Origin of the sequence: Paenibacillus aurantius (assembly GCF_032268605.1) — a bacterium.
In the GTDB taxonomy this organism is placed as follows: Bacteria; Bacillota; Bacilli; order Paenibacillales; family NBRC-103111; genus Paenibacillus_AO; species Paenibacillus_AO aurantius.
On record NZ_CP130318.1, the window covers coordinates 1,373,101 to 1,392,894 of the forward strand.

Here is a 19,794-nt window from a genome sequence, read left to right on the forward strand (position 1 = left end):
CCTTACTATAAGGAGCAATAGCGATGCAGGAAATGGCCAGCTATAAGTCCATAGCCTTGGATATAGCCCAACGTATAGTCAGCGGGGAGTTCCCCGTTCAGAGCAAAATTTCCGGCCGGTCCCTGCTCGCGAGCCAGTACCGGGTTTCCCCCGAGACCATCCGCAAAGCCATGAGTCTGCTGAAGGAAGAGTCGATCGTATCCGTCTCGCAGGGCAAAGAGATTACCATCCTCTCGGAACAGAATGCTTATGATTACATCAACCGCAACCAATACTTGAAGTCGGTCTACTCTCTGAAGCAGGATATCCAGATGCTGCTGCACGAGAAGCATGAGATCGACCGCAAATTCGAGAAGCTCCTTAACGAAATCATTCACGCCTCGGACCGGCTGCAGAACCTGAAGCCCTATCACCCGATGGAGGTGAAGGTGGCGCCTCATTCCTTTGCCGTGGGGCAGACCATTGCCAACCTGCAATTCTGGCAGAACACCGGGGCGACCATCGTGGCGCTGCGCCGCGGGACGAGCGTATCCATTTCCCCCGGCCCTCACGTTATCCTGCAGCCGGACGATGTGCTGGTGGTGGTGGGAGACGGGCCGGTTCAAGCGAGAGCCGAGCAATTCCTCAATCAGCAGCATGCGGAAGATGAAGAAGGATAGATTGTCGGACCGCCTGATTTCCCAGGCGCCATATCCCCTAAATACCAGGACCAGCCAAGGTTTTCCGGCTGGTCTATTTTTTATTCTCATCTTCAACTAACAACCTAATAAAACTAGAGAGGTTGTCAGTTTGCGTCGAAATAGGTATAATAGGCGATACCCGAATGATCACCTCTGGTACGGCTGCGAATGACCAGGCTTTCCGCCCATGGCTTATTATCCGGCCAAGCTCTGCAAGAACGAGGCATTCCAATTAAGGGGAAGGGTAAGAGACAACAGAAACAGGAAGGGGTTTTTCATGATTACCTTTGAAGGAGTGAGCAAGACCTATCCCGACGGCTTTCGGGCCGTGAAATCGATGGATTTCACGATTGAGGAAGGCGAGTTTATCGTGTTCATCGGACCGAGCGGCTGCGGGAAAACAACCACTATGAAAATGATCAACCGGCTGATTCCCTACACCGAGGGAACCATCCGGATCAAAGGCAAAGACATTACCGGGGAAAACCCTGTGGAGCTGCGCCGCAATATCGGCTATGTCATCCAGCAGGTAGGACTTTTTCCCCATTACACGATTGAGCAGAACATCTCCCTTGTTCCCGAGCTGAAGGGATGGAGCGCCGCGAAGCGCAAAGAGCGGGCGTGCGAGCTGTTGGAGCTGATCGGCCTCGACCCGGACACCTTCGCTTCCCGCTATCCCCGCGAGCTTTCCGGCGGGCAGCAGCAGAGGGTAGGGGTGGCCCGGGCTCTGGCCGCCGATCCTGAGATCGTCCTCATGGACGAGCCCTTCGGGGCGCTCGATCCCATTACGCGGGAACAGCTTCAGGACGAACTGCTTCGTCTGCAGAAAACGGTCCGCAAGACGATTGTGTTCGTCACCCACGACATGGACGAGGCGCTGAAGCTGGCCGACCGGATCGCCATCCTGAAGAATGGAGAGGTCGTTCAGTTCGATACGCCGGAGAAGCTGCTCCGGGAGCCGGCGCACGGCTTCGTGGAGGAGTTTATCGGCCGCAACCGGATTTACCAGAATCCCGACTTTATCACCGTTAATGAAATCATGCGGGAAAATCCGGTCACGGCCCTCGCTTCGCTTTCTCCGGCCCGGGCGCTGTCCCTCATGCGCAAGCGGCGGACGGATACGCTTCTGGTCGGCGACGAGCAGGCGAAGCTGGTCGGCATCGTTTCCGCCTATGACCTGCAGGCGAAGCTGGAGCAGATCCAAACGATCGAAGAAGTGTGCGTGCCGGCCCAATCGGTGCTGCCGGTCAGCGGAACGGCGAAGGACGCGCTTCTGGCCATTACCGACGCCAAGTTCGGCATCCTTCCGGTCGTGGACGAGAACAACCGGATAGCGGGGATCGTGACCCGGTCGAGCCTCTTGACGGTTTTTGCGGACCAATGGGCAGGAGGGAAGGAAGTTATATGAACGACAGCTTATGGAGACAAGTCATTAATCAATTCAGCATGCGGGGGGAAGACCTCCTGGCCGCCACCGGGCAGCACATTCAGCTTGTCCTGATCTCGATGGCCATCGCCATTGTGGTGAGCATTCCGCTCGGCATCGCGATTACCCGGTTCCCGTTTCTTAAGACCTGGGTATTGGGCGGAGCGGGGATTCTTCAGACGATTCCGAGTATTGCCTTGCTCGGCTTCATGATTCCTATTTTCGGAATCGGCATGAAGACCGCTATCGCGGCTCTGTTCCTTTATTCGCTTCTCCCGATCATACGCAACACCTACGCCGGGATTAAGGACGTCGATCGTTCCATTATCGAGTCTGCTTGGGGCATGGGTTTGACCAATGGTCAGATTCTCTTCAAGGTCGAGCTTCCGCTTGCCCTGTCCGTCATCATGGCGGGAATCCGCACGGCAGCCGTCATCAACGTCGGAACGGCTACGCTTGCGGCCTTTATCGGGGCGGGAGGCCTCGGGGATTTTATCTTTCTCGGCATTACCCGCAACATTGACGCCCTGGTTCTGATCGGAGCTCTGCCGGCCGCCATCCTGGCGCTGGTGCTCGATTTTCTGCTGGGGTATCTGGAGCGCTTGACGACTCCGAAAGGCTTACGAAACCACTAAGCAACAACAAAAAGACACACCAAACTCGACAAAAAGATACAGGGGGAGTTCCATACTATGAAAAAATGGCCAATAGTTGGTTTGACACTGGCGGTATCCGCCTCTCTGGCAGGCTGCAGCTCCGGCAGCAGCAAGGAAAGCATCACGATCGGCTCCAAAAACTTCACCGAAAACATTCTCGTGGCCCATATGATGGCCGATGTCATCGAGCAGGAAACGGACCTGAAGGTAGAGAGAAAGGTTAACCTCGGCGGCACGAACGTGGCCTGGAAGGCGCTGCAGAACAACGATATCCAGCTGTACCCGGAGTATACGGGAACCATCGTGGCTAACTTCTACCAGCAGAAGACCGGGACCTCGGAGGAGACGCTGGCCAAAGCGAAGGAACTGCTGAAGAAGGACAAAATCCAATTTACGAACAAGCTCGGCTTCAATAACACGTACACCCTGGCGGTGACGCAGGAGACGGCCGACAAATACAAGCTGAAGAGCTTCAGCGATCTGGTGAAGGTGGCGGGTTCTCTCACGCTTGGCTCCGAGTTCGAATTCATTGACCGTCCGGACGGCTATCCCGGCCTTCAGAAGACGTACGGCATGAATTTTAAGGAAGCAACCGGGATGGACCGCGGAATTATGTACCGTTCCCTCACGGACCAAAAGGTGGATGTCATTGACGCTTACTCGACCGACGGGCAGATCAAGGTTAACAACCTGGTTGTGCTGAAAGACGACAAGTCCTTCTTCCCGCCGTACGATGCGGGTCCCGTGGTGAGGGACGATGTGCTTGAGAAGTATCCGAAGCTTAAGGATGCGCTGGCTAAGCTCGAAGGACAAGTGAGCGAGAAGGACATGCAGGACTTGAACGCGAAGGTCGACTCGGAAGGCTTGAAGGCGGAGAAGGTAGCGGAGGAATTTCTGAAAGAAAAGGGCATTCTTAAGTAAGAGATAGGGAAGGAAAGCGTCCGACAGCCAAAACCACAATAAAGGCAGGCGTACCATGAACAACGATAAGCCGGAAGCCTTCCCGGCTTCCCAAGTCGTGAGTCTGAGTTCTCCCGAGAAGCTGCTGTACGATTATATGAAGGCTCATCCGGCCGCCGGCCGGGCCAGTCTTGACGAGATCGCGAAAGCCGTAAGGATGAGTCCGCTGCAGGTGAGAGCCGCTATGTTTTTGCTGCTGCAAAAAAAGCTGATCCGAAGCGCGGAGATCATCGATATGGAGTAGGAGGCCGCGCGCCGGATTGGCGGGGCTGTAAAGCGGGTGACAAGTCAATGAAAGCGGCCGTTCCAGACAGGAGGACCTGTTCGGAACGGCCGCTTTTTCGTTTGCCTTACGTCAGTTCCTTAATCGCCCGGATGATCCGGCGGGAATTCCAGGGAACGACCCGGTCGGCGCTCTCTTTGACAAGCGGGGAGGTCAGCTTCTCGTTGTAGCGTTCGATGGCGATCATCGGCTTGCCCAGCTCCTTGCAGACCTCCATCTCTTCCCTCATCGTCTCCCCGTAGGCGGAGTACAGCCCGCACATGACGAGAACGATGTCGCAGTTTTTCATTTTGCGGGTAATGTGCTCGTGGCGGATTTCGCTGCTTCCGTACCTCATGATGGACAAGGTGCGGGGGGAGAGGGTGCTGAGATGGTGGAAGCTTTTGTTCCTGCCAAGAAGGGTGTAAAGCTCGAAGAAGGCGTTGCCGTGGTTCCAGGTATGGCTCATGAAGAGTTTGTAGACGCGGGGGTTGGCCGGTTTCGAGCCCACGGAAAGTCCTCCCATTTTGGTAAGATTTGTCAAGTGAGTAAAACAAAGAGAAGCCAGTGTGACAGGCTCCTCCGTGACTTTCCGATCTTTGATTTCTTTCCATTATAGAGGGTTTCCGTCCATATGGCAATAAAGGAATGGTTTGCCTTCCGTAAGGCTCCGGCTTCGGTATAATGAAAGCAGGAGGGATGACTGTGGCGCACTTGCTGCTTGTGGACGACGATCCTAACATTGTACGGATAACAAAGCTCTACTTGGAAAGAAGCGGATATGGGGTCGATACGAGCCTGAACGGAAGGGAAGCTCTGGCGCTCTCGGAAACGAACCGCTACGACCTCATCCTGCTTGATTTGATGCTGCCCGGTATGGACGGCCGGGAAATTTGCCGGAGAATCCGGCAAAGCTCGTCTGTCCCCGTCATCATGCTGACGGCGCGGGGAGAGGTCCACGACCGTATAGAAGGGCTGCAGCTGGGAGCCGACGATTACCTGGTTAAGCCGTTCGATCCTAATGAGCTGGTGGCCCGGGTGGAAGCCGTTCTCCGGCGGACCCGGCCTTCGCGGGATGAAGCAAGGGGGGACCGGTACCGGTTCGGCAATCTCGAGGTAGACGGGCAGGCCGCTTCGGTCAAGGTGCAGGGCGAGACCGTCGCGCTGACCCGCAAGGAGTATGAGCTTCTTCTTTTGCTGGTGAAGCACCCCAACCGGGTCTTCCCGAGAGAGGATTTGGTGGTACGGATCTGGGGCGAAGACTATGAAGGCGAAGACCGGGTGGTCGATCTGAACGTGCAGCGCCTGCGAAGCAAGCTGGGCGGATCGGCACAGGGCTGGCAGATTGCCACCGTATGGGGAATGGGCTACCGGTTCGAGGGGAGTGCGACGTGAACTCCCTTTTCCGCAAATGGCTGACGGTTTATTTGGCCCTGCTGCTCGTGACGATCGTGGGCTTGTCGGCTACCATCGGTTTCTTTCTGGAAAGGGACGTTTATAGAGAAAGCCGGAAGACCCTGGAGGCGCAGGCGTTGGCCGTGGAAGACCTGTTTCTTCAGTGGAGCCAGGGCAGCCTGACGATCGTGGAGTTTACCAAGGGGCTTAAAACGATGGAGAAAACGACCGATGTCCGGACGAGCCTCATGGGCAAGCGTTTGAATTTCATGAAGGGCGACCTGCTGAGCATCGGCGAGCAGCCCGCGGTGGGGCGCTGGGTCAAGCAGGTGATGGAGGGCAGCCGCATAAGCCGCACCGCTCCCTTCCAGGACAATGCCGGAGAGAACATGATGATTCTCGGCTTCCCCCTGCAGCGCGGCGGAGAAACGGTGGCCGCGGCCTTCGTCTACCGTCCGGTCAGCTCCATGACCTCTCTCGTCAACCGGATCAACCGGATTCTGCTGCTCGTTTCGCTCGGGATGGCCGTGCCGGCCGCGCTCGTCTTGTTTTACGTTTCCCGGCGGTTCGTCGGCCCCATTATCGCCATGCGGGGAGCGGCTGCCCGGATCGCCGAGGGCGAGTTCACGAAACGCGTCCAGCCGGCCGGCAAGGACGAGCTGGGCGATCTAGCCCGCTCCTTCAACGAGATGGCGGAGAAGCTGGAGCGGGTGGAAGCGGGGAGGAGAAGGTTTCTTTCGGAGATCAGTCACGAGCTGCGGACTCCGTTGACCACGGTTCGGGCCTCGCTGCAAGGACTTGAGGACGGGATCCTTACTCCGGCCGAGGAGAAGGAATTCACGGGCATCGCCCTGAAGGAAACCCGCCGGATGAGCCAGCTGATCGACGATCTGCTGCAGCTTTCCTCGTTCGAGGAAAGCCGGGTCGAGCTGAACCGGAAGCCCGTCTGCCTGGCCCGGCTGGTCGAGGAAACGGCGGCGCAGATGAGGAAGACGTATCAGGAGCGCGGGATTGAGCTCGTTGTGGAACGGAACGGCGCCGGGCAGGGGACGGCCATTTCGGCGGATGAGGATCGGCTAAGGCAGGTTCTGCTCAATCTGTTCGACAACGCGGCCAAGCACAATCCTGCTGGAACCCGGGTCGCGGTCGGCTTGGAGGAAGGGCCGGAATCTTGCCGGATCACGGTGCGGGATAACGGCCCGGGGATTCCGCCGGAAGCCGTCGGCCGTCTGTTTGAACGCTTGTATAAGGCGGACGCCAGCCGGCATACGCCGGGGGCGGGCCTCGGCCTAACCATTGCCCGTCACATTGTGGAGCTTCACGGAGGAAGGATCGGCGTGGAATCAGAGCTCGGGCGGGGGACGGCCTTTACCGTCCTTCTTCCGGTAACGCCGGTAACACCGGTAACCCCGGTAAAGTGAAACGATTTTGATACATTTGGCGGGTAAAGTGGAGATACAGGCCGTCATCGGTCTGATCCTACCCAAGGAGGAGTGGTAAGCCATGATCAAAAAATGGATAGGCGCCGCCGCTGTCACCGCCGTGCTGTTCGCGGCCGTACCGGCGTTCGCCGCCGACGCGGGCACTCCGACGTCCGCAGCGTCCGCGCAGCAGGAGAAGAAGGCCGACAAGCTGGCTAAGCTGCAAGAGAAGGCAGCCAAGCTCGGCATTTCGACGGAAGGGCTCAGCGCGAAGCAGCTCGTCAAGGAGATCGTGAAGGCGAAGCATGCTAAGAAGGTCGGGCAGTTGCACAAGCAGGCTGAGCGGCTCGGCATTGCCGTGGAGGGCAAGAAGAACGCGGAGCTGAGAGAAGCCGTGAAGGAAGCGTTGAAGGCAAGGCACACGGCCCAGCTGCAGAAGACCGCGGAGAAGCTGAACGTGCCGGTGGAGGGCAAGACGAACGAGCAGCTTCGCCAGGATATCAAGGCCGCCGTTCAAGCCAAGCGGGCCGCTAAGCAGAAGTAGGGCCTTAACCTGTGCCAGGGTTGGCGAGATAACCTCGGTAGGCGAACGAAGATCAATAAGGAACAGATCTTCATTTGCGAATATGGCACTAACGCAAGCTATATGGCAGAAGCAAGCAAAAGCTGTCCCCGAAGTAGATCATTCTACCGGAGGGACAGCTTTTTGTATGGTGTATTGCCTAGTGCCTTATCCGGTAACTTTGTTGGCGAGGATACCGCCGTATGCCCACGAGGTCAATTGGTAAGCGAACAACACTCACGGATAAGGCACTCGGTATCAACCTGGCTAACGAATCGGGAGCACCTTATCTCGCTGAAAAAGGGTCCAGAGCAAGTCTTGCGAATCCTGGTAACGCTAATTCGCGGGAAGGGGCTCCCTTTTGACCCGAAAGAGGCGTGTAGCGTGTCGACGATTCGTTAGAAAAAGCGTAGGGACATTTGGATGCGAATAAGCACGCTACGGTTCGTTAGGCTGGTCCGCATCCAAAAGAGCCGAGGAGACAGGACCAAGTGGACGTGCACGTCGTGTCTGCTGCGACCCCTAGAGGGAAGCGGCAGCTCACGCCGTCACGGACCTTTATCCGCCTAGGAAGTCTCGGTTCCTGCCATTCCTTGCCTTATCGCTAAGGAAGATCCGCGTCCCTAGGGTCATCATGCCTTCCCGTACGATTCCCGCCGCTTCCCTTCCGCTACCGGCCGCTCGCCGGGAGCCCTTGCAAAAAGGCCGCCACCTCCCGCATCGGATGGCCGATCCGGCGTCCGGTGGACCGCTCCGCCTGCTCCGCGGCTTCCGTCATGGACAGCTGAAAGACAGAAAGCGGCCGGTCCGAGGAAGAGGCGTTCCGCTCCAGGAAGGACGTGACCAACCGGCGGTACTCCTCTTGGCGGCCGCTCATGACAAGCTCAAACGAGTCGGGTATAAGCAGGGGCTCCGCCTCAAGGGTCAGACCCGCCGCTTCGGCATACCGGTTCAGCTCCGTCATGCCGGGCTCTACGCCCGCCGGATTGGTGAAGACGATCCGCTGGGGGCCTTCGATGGAGCAGAGGCCGGCAAAGAACAGCCGGTCGAGCCGGTAGACCGGAACCGCGGCCTGCAGAACCTCCGGCAGGAGAGCGCAGTACTGGGTGCAGGTGACGAGGACGGCCTCCACCCGGCAGGAGGCGATCCACCGCACCGTCTCGGCGAGTCGGGCGGAAGCTTGAGCCTCGGTGAAGCCGGCGTCTCCGGCAAGCCTCCGGGAAAGCCCCGGCTCGGTGAAATGGACGAAAGACAACCCGCTCTCTTTTGGAAGGGAGTCGAAATAGGCGATGTTGGAATGATGGGCATGCAGGCAGGCTATCGTACGTTCGGTCATAGGGATCTCCTTTGGTTCTCGCGAGGGTTCATGTAACAAACGGCCTCGAGTTTTCTATCCATTGTAACGCGAAATGACCGCTAGTGCCTTATCCGCAAATGAACTTCTGCTTTTTTATTGATTGGCGTGGGCATCTAGAGGTTTTCCCGCCAACAAAGTTGCCGGGTAAGGCACTAGGCAGCCTATTCAAATTTGAATATAATGGGTAAAGCAGTTTACATATCAATGGAAAAGAGGCGACCCATGGTAACCAAACAGACCAATACCCGGTTAACGGTTATCGGATTGATGCTGGCTCTTCTGCTGGCTTCGTTAGACCAGACGATAGTTTCGACGGCCATGCCAACCATTATCAAGAAGTTCGGCGGGCTCGACAAATTCGTCTGGGTATTCTCGGCTTACCTCATTGCGAATGTGACGGGCATGCCGATCTTCGGAAAACTGTCCGATATGTACGGACGCAAGCGGTTCTTTATCCTTGGCCTCGTCGTCTTCATGATCGGCTCGGCGCTTTGCGGAACGGCTCAATCGATGACCCAGCTCATCGTGTACCGGGCTATTCAGGGGATTGGGGGCGGAGCCCTCATGCCGATCATCTTCACCATCGTCTTCGATATTTTTCCTCCCGAGAAAAGGGGGAAGATGCAGGGGCTGTTCGGAGCGGTATTCGGCATCTCAAGCGTGCTCGGCCCGCTGGCGGGAGCTTTTTTCACCGATTACGTCGATTGGCGCTGGATTTTCTACATCAACCTTCCGTTAGGCATCGTCGCTTTCCTGCTCATTCAAGCGGCTTATCACGAATCGGTCGACCACCGCAAGGCCGTCATCGATTGGCTCGGCACCATTCTTATGGTCGGAACGGTGCTCTGTCTCATGTTCGGCCTGGAGCTCGGAGGCAAAACGGTAGGAGGCGTCGAGTACGCCTGGACCTCCTGGCCCATCGTGAGCCTGCTGGCGGGCTTCGTGATCCTGTTCGGGTTGTTTCTGTGGTCGCAGAAGCGCGCCGCGGATCCGATTATCCCGCTCGGGCTGTTCCATAACCGGCTGTTCTCCTCCAGCATGGGGGTAAGCTTCCTGTACGGGGCGGTCATGATCTCCGGCGCCTCTTACATTCCGCTGTTCATCCAGGGAGTGTTCGGCGTCAATGCGACGGGGGCCGGCCTCGTCCTGACGCCCATGATGCTCGGGGTGGTGGCAAGCAGTACGGTCGGGGGACGGTTCGCAGGGAAAGCCACCTACCGGACGATCATGCTCGTTTCGGTCGTGCTCGTGACGGTTGCTCTGTTCCTGCTCGGAACGATATCGATTGATACGAAGCGGTGGATCATTACGATCTATATGGTTTTGCTCGGACTCGGCATGGGCGCCTCCTTCCCGGTTTTGTCCTTATCCGCTCTTCATAAGGTGGAGATGCGCTTCCGGGGGAGCGTCAATTCCCTCAACTCGTTCTTCCGGACGATCGGCTCCGCCATCGGGGTAACCGTGTTCGGCACCCTTCAGTCCCATCACCTGCAAAATAGCCTTCGAAATGCCGTCGATCCGGCTTTCGCCGGGAAAATCGGGGATGGGAGAGGGCTTCTTCAGGAGGAGGTCCAGAAGCAAATTCCCCCTGAAGCCCTGCATAAGCTGCTCGGCGGACTGGCGGATTCCATCTCCTTCGTCTTCCAATGGTCGGTTCTGCTTGGGATTCTCGGCTTCATCTGCATTCTGTTCATGGGAAGAGCCCGGCTGGAAATACCGGCAGCCGCCGGCCGGGGAGCAGCGGGAGAGGCCGGACCTAACGCCCGTCCGGGACGGGAACCGAAACGGACGTAAGCCGATGACGATGAAGCTGGTTATTCTTGGGCTGCTGATGGAGGGGGACCGTCACCCGTACGAGATCCGTCAGACCATGAAGGAACGCCGCATGGGGAACTACATGAAGATCCAGGACGGGTCGCTCTATTACGCCATTGACCAGCTGCGCCGGGAAGAGCGCGTGGAGGCCGTAGAGCTGGTCAAGGAGCCGGGCCGGCCGGACAAAACGATATACCGGATTACGGAGGCGGGCCGGGAGCTCTTTCAGGAGCTGCTGCTCGCCCAGGTGGAGGAGGCCGGCTTCGGCATCCACCCGCTGTCGGCGGCGCTCGCTTTTGCCAAGCACGGCGATCCCGAGCTGCTGGCCGAGGCCTTCGAACGCAAGATCGGCCTCTTCCGGGCGAAGGCGGAGGAGATGCGAGGGCTTTACGAGGAGCACCGGCTGACCGTCCCCCGTTCCGTCCTCCACCTGATGTGGGGAGGCTACGAACGGGCCCGCACGGAGCTGCGTTGGCTGGAGCGGCTGGCCGCCGACGCCCGGGCCGGGAGGCTGCAGGAACGGGGGCGGCCGCTCGAGTTCGTCCCGTCCTCCCTGGACGGAGAGGAGCCGCCGGAAGAGGCGGACGGGCTGTAGCGCCGGACGAATAGCTATGTTGGTCAACTCCAGCTGCCCATTAACCCTTTTTGGGGAGGTATAGAATGATCTATATAGAGACACCTAGATTGCGGCTGCGCGGCTGGGAAGAAGCGGACTTGGAGCCCTTTTGCCGGCTGAATGCGGACGAAACGGTGATGAGGTATTTTCCCAAAACCTTATCAACCGAAGAAACCAAGGCGTTCTATCAATCCGTTGTAGCCGAGATTAACGAATGCGGATTCGGGTTCTATGCTGTAGAAGTCAAAGAAAGCAAAGAGTTTATAGGGTTTATTGGATTTAGCAGGGCAACCTTCGCGGCTGATTTTACCCCATGTGTGGAAATTGGATGGCGGCTGAAAAAAGAGGCTTGGGGAAAAGGGTATGCAACCGAGGGAGCGGGAGCTTGCCTGCCTTATGGATTTAAACAATTGGGGTTTACGGACGTTTATAGCTTTACCGCCGATGTTAATCACCCGTCGAAAAACGTCATGGCCAAAATCGGGATGAAATTTATTAAAACCTTCCATCACCCGAGAGTGGAGAAAAGCAGTCCTTTGAGCAAGCATGTTTTGTTTCATATCGATCAAACTTCTAACGGCACACGATAGGTAAAGGGAATCGCAGTGTCCGTATGCTAACCAAGCACCCGAGAAACCGGGTGCTTTTTCATCTTTTTTTCATATTCTTCCGCTACACTGGTGGTATAAGCATTTCAAAGGGAGGGAACCGGATGGGCATCCACCGGAAATGGAGGAAATGGGGCATCGGCGCGGGAGCGGTCGCTGCCACTGCCCTCATGCTGAACTCGGTCAAGGCGGAGCCGGCCTTCCAGGAAGCCCGCCAGAAGGCGGCAGCCCAAGGCTCGGTGACGGAGCCGGCGGCCGGAACGGACAAGGTTTATGAGGAGTGGCAGGCGGGAAGGAACTCGCCCGGAGGGGCGGGAGGCGGGGCTACGGAACGCCGGGATGGTCCGGCGGGCCGGGACGGCAGCGGTATGACCGCCGGACCGCGAAGCGGCAGCCTGCCAGGACGCGAAGCCGAACGGGGAATGGAGCGCCGCGGCCGGGGGCACGGCCCCGGGGAAGAAGGAGCCCCGGGCGGCCAGCCTGGCAGGGGCGGTCCCTCCGCAGACCGTTCGATGGGAGGCGCGCGTGGCCAAGCGGCCGATCCCCGGCTGAACGGCGGAGCAAGCGGCAGCCAGCCGAATGCGGCCCCGCGGGCCCAGACCCGGACGCGCCGCTCTTAGCTTAAAGAAAGGCATGAGGAGGGCTTCATCATGACGACAACCTTGCATACTTATTCCTTCCGTGCCATGAATACGGACATGGAGACGATTCTCTTGCTGGAGGAGGGAGACGACCGGATCGGCCGGCTCGAGGCGTACACCGCCGACTGGTTTGCTTTTGCCGAGGAAGTGTTCAGCCGCTTCCGTCCGGACAGTGAGCTCAGCCGGATCAATCGGAGCGGCGGGGCTCTGGGGATGGTTTCGGATACGATGGCGGAGGTGCTGGGCCTCTCGGAGCAGCTTACCCGCGAGACGCAGGGGGTGTTCAGCCCCCTGCTGCTCGAGGCGCTCGAAGCCTCGGGCTACCGGGAATCCTTCGAGCGGCTTCCGGGCCGGGCTTCCATCAGCGGCCCCGTTCCCCCTGTCCGGCCGGGTATGGAATGGAACCCGGGGATGAAGGCGGTGTGCCTGGCCGCCGGCTCCCGCCTCGACCTGGGCGGGGTGGTGAAGGGCTGGGCGGCGGAGAAGCTCGCCGGGTGGCTGTCGGGCCGCTGGGGCATCCGGGCGGGGATCGTCAATGCCGGGGGAGACCTCTCCGTCTGGGGAGCCCCCGCCCCCGGCGAAAGCTGGCTCGTCGGGACGGCCGACCCGTGGAAGGGCGACGAGGATGCCGGCATGCTCGCCGTGAGCGGCAGAGGGGCGGTCGCCACCTCCAGCGTGCTCGGACGGCGCTGGACGACGGACCGGGGGGAGCGCCATCACCTGATCGATCCCCGGACGATGGAATCGTCCCGGAGCGATATCGTCCAGTGCACGGTGGCGGGTCCCCGTCTTCCGCTGGCGGAGGCCTGGGCGAAGGCGCTGTGCATTCTGGGCTCGGATGAAGGCCTGAAGCTTTTTCGCGAGCGGGCGCCGTCTTACTCGGCCTTCTGCTTCACGGAGGAGGGCCGGCTTATCTATTGCGGCCGGCCTGAGAAGAGGGACGCCTGGACGGGGCGGGAGATCGACCGCACGATAGGGGAATAGAGAGGGATGGCTTTGTTAACTGAGTGGATAGTATCGCTTCCGACCTGGACCATCATCCGCGTTTCGGGCCTCGTGTCCTACGGCCTTCTGTTTGTGGGGATCTGCCTGGGGATCCTCTACAGCCTGCCGTTCAGGCTGAGCTGGACCAAAGCGCTTGTTTACCGGCTGCATACGGTTACGCTCGGCGCCGGGTTCTTCATCGGCGTCGGCCATGCCATGCTGCTGGTGGTCGATGCCTATATGCCCTTCGGGTGGAAGGAGCTCCTGGTGCCGTTTGCGGCGGCGAACGCCCCGCTGTGGAACGGCTTAGGAACGCTGGCCGAGTACGGGATGCTGGTCGTGTTCCTCACCACGGATTTGAAAAATGTGCTCGGACGGCGCTCGTGGCGGATGCTGCATATGCTCGCTTATCCGGTGTTCATCATGGCCCTGCTGCACGGGATTGGGGTGGGAACGGATACGCCGTCCCGCGCCGTCCAAGCTCTGTATGGAGCGTCGGGGGCGATTGTGCTGGGGCTCACCGTTTACCGGGCGGGAGCGGCAGGAAGAAGCAAGACGCAGCGGATGAATGCTTGACGCTTTGGCCGCCTTATATCGGAGAGGGCCGCAGCGCCTGAACCTTGGAAAACGCCCGAAAATGGACTGGGTCCGTCTCGGGCGTTTTTCGTTTTGGCGGGAGCTCGGCTTTGGCCCTTTCCGGGTGGGCCGGTTGGTTCCGCCGCGCCAATGTTGTATGATGGAACGGAGAGGTTGAACCTGACAGGTTGACCGTACCCAGAGAGGAGAATGAAACGATGAAATGGGGAGCCAGCTTATACCTCCCCTTCGTGCAGCCGGATGAGGTTAGCGTGCTTCACTGCCGGCTGGAGCAAGGGCTTGCCGCCGTGAAGCGGGCGGGCTTCGATTTTGCCGAGCTGTCGCTCGCCCCGCTCGCCAATCTGCGGGAGGCGGCTCTGGAGCAGGCGAAGCGGATCATCTCGGACTCGGGACTTCCCGTGCCGGCGTTCAGCGGGTTTTTCCCGCCGCAGGTTCCCGTAACGGGGCCCGACGCCCAGCTGTCCGTCCTGGAGGCCTATATGAGGAAGTCGCTTCCCCTGGCGAAGGCCATCGGTGCGGAGGTGCTGGTGCTGGGCGGGGGAAAGGTCCGCTCCGTGCCGGACGGCTTCCCGAAGGAAGAGGGCGTGGAGCAGCTCGCCCGGTTCTTGGCGTCCGCCGAGGAGGCAGCCGCTAAGGAAGAGCTCCTTCTCGCGCTCGAGCCCCTTAACCGCAAGGAAACCAACGTGGTCAAGCGGCTCGAGGACGCGGTCGAGCTCGCGGCGCGGCTGTATCTGCCACATGTCCGCGTCGCCGCTGATTCGTACCACATGCTGATCGAACGGGAGGAGGCCGACATGCTCGAGGAAGCCGTCGACCTGGGCCTGCTGGCGTACGTTCATATCGCCGACCGCGACAGGCACTTCCCCGGACAGCCGGTGGAGCGGGGCGTCGATTACGGGGCGTTCTTCCGCACGCTGAAGGGCGCCGGGTATGAAGGGCGCATCTGCCTGGAATGCGGCTATGAAACGGTGGAGGAGCTGGAGCGGCTCGGGACGGATGCCCTGAGGTTCGTCAAGGACCAGTGGGAGCTTGCCTGAGTCGGGGGATCCTCTTTGGCAATGAGGCTTAGAATGTGATGATCGACCAAAATGACAAAGGAGCTAATCATGGGTTAGCTCCTTTGCATGGAGTGTAGTCGTTTTTTGTTTTTGGTTTGGGTTAGGATTGGAATAGAACACCAGAAAACAAAACCAGAAAACAAAACCAGAAAACAAAACCAGAAAACAAAACCAGAAAACAAAACCAGAAAACAAAACCAGAAAACAAAACCAGAAAACAAAACCAGAAAACAAAACCAGAAAACAAGCCGCACGGTCTCTTGAAGACCTGTGCGGTTTCTTTGTGCTAGGCAGGCAGTTACGAGGCTGCGCTGCCGTACTATTGGCAGCTGAGGCAGCTTCTATTAATGAAGCTCTTGTATAAGAAGCCGGAAAAAGGAACGTTTCCCTGTGAATAGAGGAGGTCCGGTCTTATAGCCCGGCTAATGAGTGTTTTCCGGGAATAGAGGAACTCCGATATCTTATTGCCCGGAAAAGTAGCGTTCCCTCTAAAATAAGGGAACGCCAGTTCCCTATTCCGCCGGTAAACGGGCTTGGGAAGCCCGTTTACCCCTAAATAGAGGAACAGAGTTCCTCTATTTACCGGGAAGCAGTCCTAAGAGAGGAAATAGAGGATCCTAGTTCCTTTATCTCTGTTCTGTCAGTCTGTCCGCCTACCCGTTTCAATAGTCCAAATCCTCGGCGCTCCTCTCGCTAGTGTCTGATCCGGTACCTTTGTTGGCGGGATGGCCTCCGTATGCGCACGAAAGGTAATGAGGAGCAGACCAATACTCACAAGGAAGGAACACACAGACGACAAACAAGCAGATCGACACAAACAAGGCAGGAATACACAGACGACAACAAGCAGACCGACACTCACAAGGCAGGAACACGCAGACGACAAACAAGCAGACGACAAACAAGCAGACCGAAACGAAGTTGCCAGGCCCACTCCGCTAAACGCTGGAGAGAAGGGACCGGAGTACTGACGGATAAAGCGCCATTACGCTAACGGCGGAGAGAAGCGACCGGAGTAGTGCTCAATCGCCAGCAGGTGGTGGATGGCTTGCCCCACCGAATCGCCTTTCCCCTGGGACTTTTTACCTTCCCGCCCCGGCAGCTTTACACAATCATAATATTTTCTTGGTAATCGTAAGATTGCAGTATTTCGTAAGAAGGCCCTCCGAGAGACAATAAAGACAGAACCCAGAACAACTAGAAAGGAAGGCCTCTAATGGACATAGCATCCAAAGACCCCGCTCTCGGCACGAAGCCGAAGGCTCAAGAGCTGAGCAGATGGAAGCGCATCCGAAAGGATTACGACCTGTACCTCATGCTGGTTCCCGGACTGCTTTTTTTGGCGATTTTTAAATATACGCCTATGTACGGATTGGTCATTGCCTTTCAGGACTTCACCATTTTCAAAGGCATCCAGGACAGCCCCTGGGTCGGGCTTAAGCATTTCAACCGCCTGATCAACAACGACCAGTTTTTCGATGTTCTGACGAACACGGTGCTGATCAGCGTGTATAAGCTTGTTTTTCTTTTTCCCGCCCCGATCGTCATTGCCCTGCTCCTGAACGAATTGACCAAAATGTTCTTCAAACGGGTGGTGCAGTCGGTGGTTTACCTGCCGCACTTCATCTCCTGGGTTATCGTTAGCGGATTGTTCATCAACATGCTTTCCGTGAACGGAGGGATCGTGAATACGATCATCACCAAGCTGGGGGGCTCTCCCATTCCGTTCTTCCTCGATCCCGGCATTTTCCGCTCTCTTCTCGTCGTGACGGAAGGCTGGAAGGAGGTCGGCTGGGGCACCATCGTTTACCTGGCGGCCATTTCCTCGATTGACCCGCAGCTGTATGAAGCCGCCCGCATGGACGGGGCGAACCGTTTCCGCCAAATTCTTCATGTAACGCTGCCCGGGATGGCCTCCACGATCGTGCTGATGCTTATCCTGCGCCTCGGCCACATGCTGGAGGCGGGGACCGAGCAGGTCCTCGTCATGTACAACCCGGTCGTGTATAATGTGGCGGATGTAATCGGAACGTATGTTTACCGGGTCGGCCTGGGGGCCTCGGATTACAGCTTCTCGACGGCGGTCGGGCTGTTCGAATCGGTCGTGGCCTTCCTGCTGATCGTAACCGGCAACGCGCTTTGCAAAAAGTACCTCGGAAGGAGCATTTGGTAATGGCGCAAATGAATGCAGCGGCTCCCCGGCGTAAAGGGAAAACAGGCGGCATCCGGACCTCCTTCGGAGACAAGCTGTTTACCACGGCAAATTATCTGTTCTTCTGTCTGCTCGGAGCGGCCACCCTGTTCCCGTTTCTGAACATCATCGCCAAGTCCTTGAGCAGCGAGGGCGCCGTCGTGTCGGGAATGGTGACCGTTTACCCGATTGACTTTCAGCTCGGCACCTACAAGCTCGTGCTCGGCAACACCCAGTTCCTCAACTCGTTCAAAATTACGGCCTTCATTACCGTCTTGGGAACATTATTAAGTCTGCTGTTTACGGTACTGTCCGCTTACCCGCTTTCGAAGCCGAACCTGGCCTTCCGTAAACCGCTTCTTCTTGTCTTCATCTTCACGATGCTGTTCAACGGAGGTCTGATTCCGACCTACCTGCTCATGCAAAAGATCGGCATGGTCAACACGGTATGGTCGCTCTTCGTTCCGGGCCTTATCGCCGTTTTCAATATGCTGGTGGTCAAAAACTTCTTCGAGGGCATTCCTGAAAGCCTCGAGGAGTCAGCCAAGCTCGACGGAGCCTCCAATGTCCGCATCCTGTTCAGCATCATTCTTCCGCTGTCGATGCCGGTTCTTGCTACCATCGGTTTGTTCTATGCGGTCACGCTGTGGAACAGCTACTTCAACGCCATGGCGTACATCACCGACCCGGCTCTGAAGCCTCTTCAGCTTTACTTGAAGGAGCTGATCGATTCCACGAGCGACGTCATGAAGATGGCGGGGGAAGTGGACATCAACCGGGATCTGAATTCGACGCCGGAGGCCGTACAGGCCGCTTCGATCATCACGGCGACCCTGCCGATCCTGTTCGTTTATCCGTTTCTTCAGAAGTATTTCGTCAAAGGGGTGCTCGTCGGCTCGGTAAAGGGCTGACAGCCGAACATCTTAAGCGCCTTGTCGTGACGGCTCCGGCATTCGGGTAGGGCGCGCGCAGCAGGAGTGAACGGGCGTATTCGCCTTTCATGATATATAAGCAAGAGGGCAAGACCAAATCCATACAAATGGGGGACATCCATGAAAAACGTATTGAAAGCTTCTTTGGCCCTTACTCTGTCGGCTGCTCTTCTCTCGGCCTGCGGCTCCAAAGGCGGCAGCTCGGAAGCGGGCTCCACGCCCGCCGCATCGGACGGACCGAAGCCGGAGCTTCGTCAGCTCGGCTTTGCCAAAAACTTCGATCCGAACCAGGATCCGACGGCTAAGTTTCTGGAAGAGAAAACCGGCTACAAGGTGAAATACGAAGCGCTACCGGTAGAGAACGCCGACGACAAGCTCAATCTGCTCATGGCCAACAAAGAGCCGTACGACATTCTGAAGCTGTCGGGCTCCCAATATAACCGCCTGGCCGCCCAGGGTGCCCTGGAGCCGCTCGATGACCTGCTCGCAAAATACGGCAAGACACTGAAGAGCGTCAACCTTCCGGAATCGTTCGAGAACGCCAAGGTGGACGGCAAAATTTACGGCATTCCGGAGCAGCATCCGAAAGCTTTCGTCGGCAGCTCCCTTGCGATCCAGCAAGGACTTCTCGATGAGCTCGGCATGAAGGTTCCGACGACGATCGACGAGTTCTACAACCTGCTGAAAGCCATCAAGGAGAAGAAAGGCATTGTTCCTTTCAGCGGCTTTGAGAGCATCATTCCGGAAATTTCCGGCGCCTTCGGTGTGGTCACCACCTGGAAAGATGCCAACGGCAAGCTGATTCACCGCCTAGACGATCCGGGTATGAAGGAATACCTCGCCTTCATGAACAAGCTGTATACGGAAGGCCTGATGGACCCCGAATGGCCGGTTAACAAAACGGCAACCGTCCAGCAGAAGTTCTCCACCGGCAAAGCCGGCGTCATCACCTACGGATGGGGAATCGCTCCGGCCGTAACCGCGGCATTGGAGAAAACAACGCCGGGCGCCAAAATCACCTTGATCCCGGCTCTGAAGGGCAAGGACGGACAAGTCGGCAACTGGCTGCAGGGCGGGGGAGTAAGCTGGTACATCGCTATCCCGAAATCGTCCAAGCATAAGGAAGACGCCATGAAATACCTGGATGCGAAGGTTCAGCCGGACACGTTCAAGGAGCTGGCAATCGGGAAAGAAAACGAAGAATACAAAACGGAGAACGGCAAGCTCGTTCCGATTCTTCCGAAGTTCAACGAATCGCGCGGTAACGCCGACTGGTTCATTACGAGCACGGACGTGAAGGCCTTCAAAGAGTACTGGCTCCTCCGTGTGCGCAAGGATCCTATTCTGTACAGCACCTTTGAAGAGATCCAGAAGCAGGAAAGCGTCTCGAAGCAGGATCCGACGCTGATGGCTCCACCGCTTCCGGTGGTCGGAAGCAACATGCAGAAGCTGAACAAGCTGGAGTCCGATTACATCATCAAAGCCTTTGCGGGGGCCGAGAAGCTGTCCGGCTACGACAATTTCGTGCAGCAGTGGAAATCGCAGGGCGGTAACGATGTCCTCAAGGAGCTGTCCGACTGGTACGCTTCCTCCAAAAAGAAATAAGGTTATGGATAAGTCTTCGACCGGCCCT

At 57.7% G+C, this 19,794-nt stretch carries 20 protein-coding genes; 18 read left to right on the top strand and 2 right to left on the bottom strand.

The window, feature by feature from the left end; all coding sequences use genetic code 11:
* The first annotated feature begins 23 nt into the window (after nt 1–23).
* The 5 genes from MJA45_RS06710 (at nt 24) to MJA45_RS06730 (ending at nt 3,966) form a co-directional block, all read left to right on the top strand.
* The gene (locus MJA45_RS06710) at nt 24–659 is read left to right on the top strand and encodes a TrkA C-terminal domain-containing protein (protein ID WP_315606497.1); all 636 of its coding nucleotides are present in this window, start codon (nt 24–26) and stop codon (nt 657–659) included.
* 298 nt (nt 660–957) lie between these two features.
* Nucleotides 958–2,088, top strand: coding sequence for a betaine/proline/choline family ABC transporter ATP-binding protein (locus MJA45_RS06715; protein WP_315606498.1), 1,131 nt, complete (start codon nt 958–960; stop codon nt 2,086–2,088).
* The gene (locus tag MJA45_RS06720; protein WP_315606499.1) at nt 2,085–2,741 is read left to right on the top strand and encodes an ABC transporter permease; all 657 of its coding nucleotides are present in this window, start codon (nt 2,085–2,087) and stop codon (nt 2,739–2,741) included. The genes MJA45_RS06715 and MJA45_RS06720 overlap by 4 nt, the downstream gene beginning before the upstream one ends.
* 57 nt (nt 2,742–2,798) lie before the next feature.
* Entirely contained in the window at nt 2,799–3,683 is an 885-nt protein-coding gene (locus MJA45_RS06725) for an ABC transporter substrate-binding protein (protein ID WP_315606500.1), read from the top strand.
* Between the two features lie 55 nt (nt 3,684–3,738).
* Nucleotides 3,739–3,966, top strand: a complete 228-nt coding sequence (locus MJA45_RS06730; protein WP_315606501.1) for a hypothetical protein — start codon at nt 3,739–3,741, stop codon at nt 3,964–3,966.
* A 106-nt stretch (nt 3,967–4,072) separates the two neighbouring features.
* Here MJA45_RS06730 and MJA45_RS06735 read toward each other — a convergent pair whose 3' ends face one another.
* Nucleotides 4,073–4,495 (bottom strand): hypothetical protein, encoded by a 423-nt coding sequence (locus MJA45_RS06735; RefSeq protein ID WP_315606502.1) that lies wholly within the window; start codon nt 4,493–4,495, stop codon nt 4,073–4,075.
* A 194-nt stretch (nt 4,496–4,689) separates the two neighbouring features.
* Here MJA45_RS06735 and MJA45_RS06740 point away from each other — a divergent pair, with 194 nt between their 5' ends.
* From MJA45_RS06740 to MJA45_RS06750, 3 genes are all read left to right on the top strand, one after another.
* Nucleotides 4,690–5,379 (top strand): response regulator transcription factor, encoded by a 690-nt coding sequence (locus MJA45_RS06740; RefSeq protein WP_315606503.1) that lies wholly within the window; start codon nt 4,690–4,692, stop codon nt 5,377–5,379.
* Entirely contained in the window at nt 5,376–6,800 is a 1,425-nt protein-coding gene (locus MJA45_RS06745; protein WP_315606504.1) for a sensor histidine kinase, read from the top strand. Before MJA45_RS06740 ends, MJA45_RS06745 begins: the two co-directional genes overlap by 4 nt.
* An 82-nt stretch (nt 6,801–6,882) precedes the next feature.
* Nucleotides 6,883–7,344, top strand: a complete 462-nt coding sequence (locus MJA45_RS06750) for a hypothetical protein (protein ID WP_315606505.1) — start codon at nt 6,883–6,885, stop codon at nt 7,342–7,344.
* A 688-nt stretch (nt 7,345–8,032) separates the two neighbouring features.
* On the opposite strand, the gene MJA45_RS06755 is transcribed toward MJA45_RS06750, so the two are convergent.
* Nucleotides 8,033–8,698 (bottom strand): hypothetical protein, encoded by a 666-nt coding sequence (locus tag MJA45_RS06755; protein ID WP_315606506.1) that lies wholly within the window; start codon nt 8,696–8,698, stop codon nt 8,033–8,035.
* Nucleotides 8,699–8,941: 243 nt separating this feature from the next.
* Here MJA45_RS06755 and MJA45_RS06760 point away from each other — a divergent pair, with 243 nt between their 5' ends.
* The 10 genes from MJA45_RS06760 (at nt 8,942) to MJA45_RS06805 (ending at nt 19,766) form a co-directional block, all read left to right on the top strand.
* Nucleotides 8,942–10,513 (top strand): MDR family MFS transporter, encoded by a 1,572-nt coding sequence (locus tag MJA45_RS06760; protein ID WP_315606507.1) that lies wholly within the window; start codon nt 8,942–8,944, stop codon nt 10,511–10,513.
* A gap of 4 nt (nt 10,514–10,517) precedes the next feature.
* Nucleotides 10,518–11,129, top strand: coding sequence for a PadR family transcriptional regulator (locus MJA45_RS06765; RefSeq protein ID WP_315606508.1), 612 nt, complete (start codon nt 10,518–10,520; stop codon nt 11,127–11,129).
* 65 nt (nt 11,130–11,194) lie between these two features.
* Entirely contained in the window at nt 11,195–11,740 is a 546-nt protein-coding gene (locus tag MJA45_RS06770; RefSeq protein ID WP_315606509.1) for a GNAT family N-acetyltransferase, read from the top strand.
* Nucleotides 11,741–11,862: 122 nt separating this feature from the next.
* Nucleotides 11,863–12,378 carry a hypothetical protein gene (locus MJA45_RS06775; RefSeq protein ID WP_315606510.1) on the top strand — a complete coding sequence of 172 codons (516 nt, stop codon included), beginning with the start codon at nt 11,863–11,865 and terminating at the stop codon, nt 12,376–12,378.
* Nucleotides 12,379–12,408: 30 nt separating this feature from the next.
* Nucleotides 12,409–13,383: an FAD:protein FMN transferase gene (locus MJA45_RS06780; RefSeq protein ID WP_315606511.1), complete on the top strand. Its 975-nt coding sequence runs from the start codon at nt 12,409–12,411 to the stop codon at nt 13,381–13,383.
* A gap of 6 nt (nt 13,384–13,389) precedes the next feature.
* Entirely contained in the window at nt 13,390–13,959 is a 570-nt protein-coding gene (locus MJA45_RS06785) for a ferric reductase (protein ID WP_315606512.1), read from the top strand.
* A gap of 218 nt (nt 13,960–14,177) precedes the next feature.
* Nucleotides 14,178–15,017, top strand: a complete 840-nt coding sequence (locus tag MJA45_RS06790) for a sugar phosphate isomerase/epimerase family protein (protein WP_315606513.1) — start codon at nt 14,178–14,180, stop codon at nt 15,015–15,017.
* 1,237 nt (nt 15,018–16,254) lie between these two features.
* Nucleotides 16,255–17,211, top strand: a complete 957-nt coding sequence (locus MJA45_RS06795; protein WP_315606514.1) for an ABC transporter permease — start codon at nt 16,255–16,257, stop codon at nt 17,209–17,211.
* Nucleotides 17,211–18,140 (top strand): carbohydrate ABC transporter permease, encoded by a 930-nt coding sequence (locus tag MJA45_RS06800; protein ID WP_315606515.1) that lies wholly within the window; start codon nt 17,211–17,213, stop codon nt 18,138–18,140. The genes MJA45_RS06795 and MJA45_RS06800 overlap by 1 nt, the downstream gene beginning before the upstream one ends.
* A gap of 141 nt (nt 18,141–18,281) precedes the next feature.
* Nucleotides 18,282–19,766 (top strand): extracellular solute-binding protein, encoded by a 1,485-nt coding sequence (locus MJA45_RS06805; RefSeq protein WP_315606516.1) that lies wholly within the window; start codon nt 18,282–18,284, stop codon nt 19,764–19,766.
* Nucleotides 19,767–19,794: the final 28 nt, after the last annotated feature.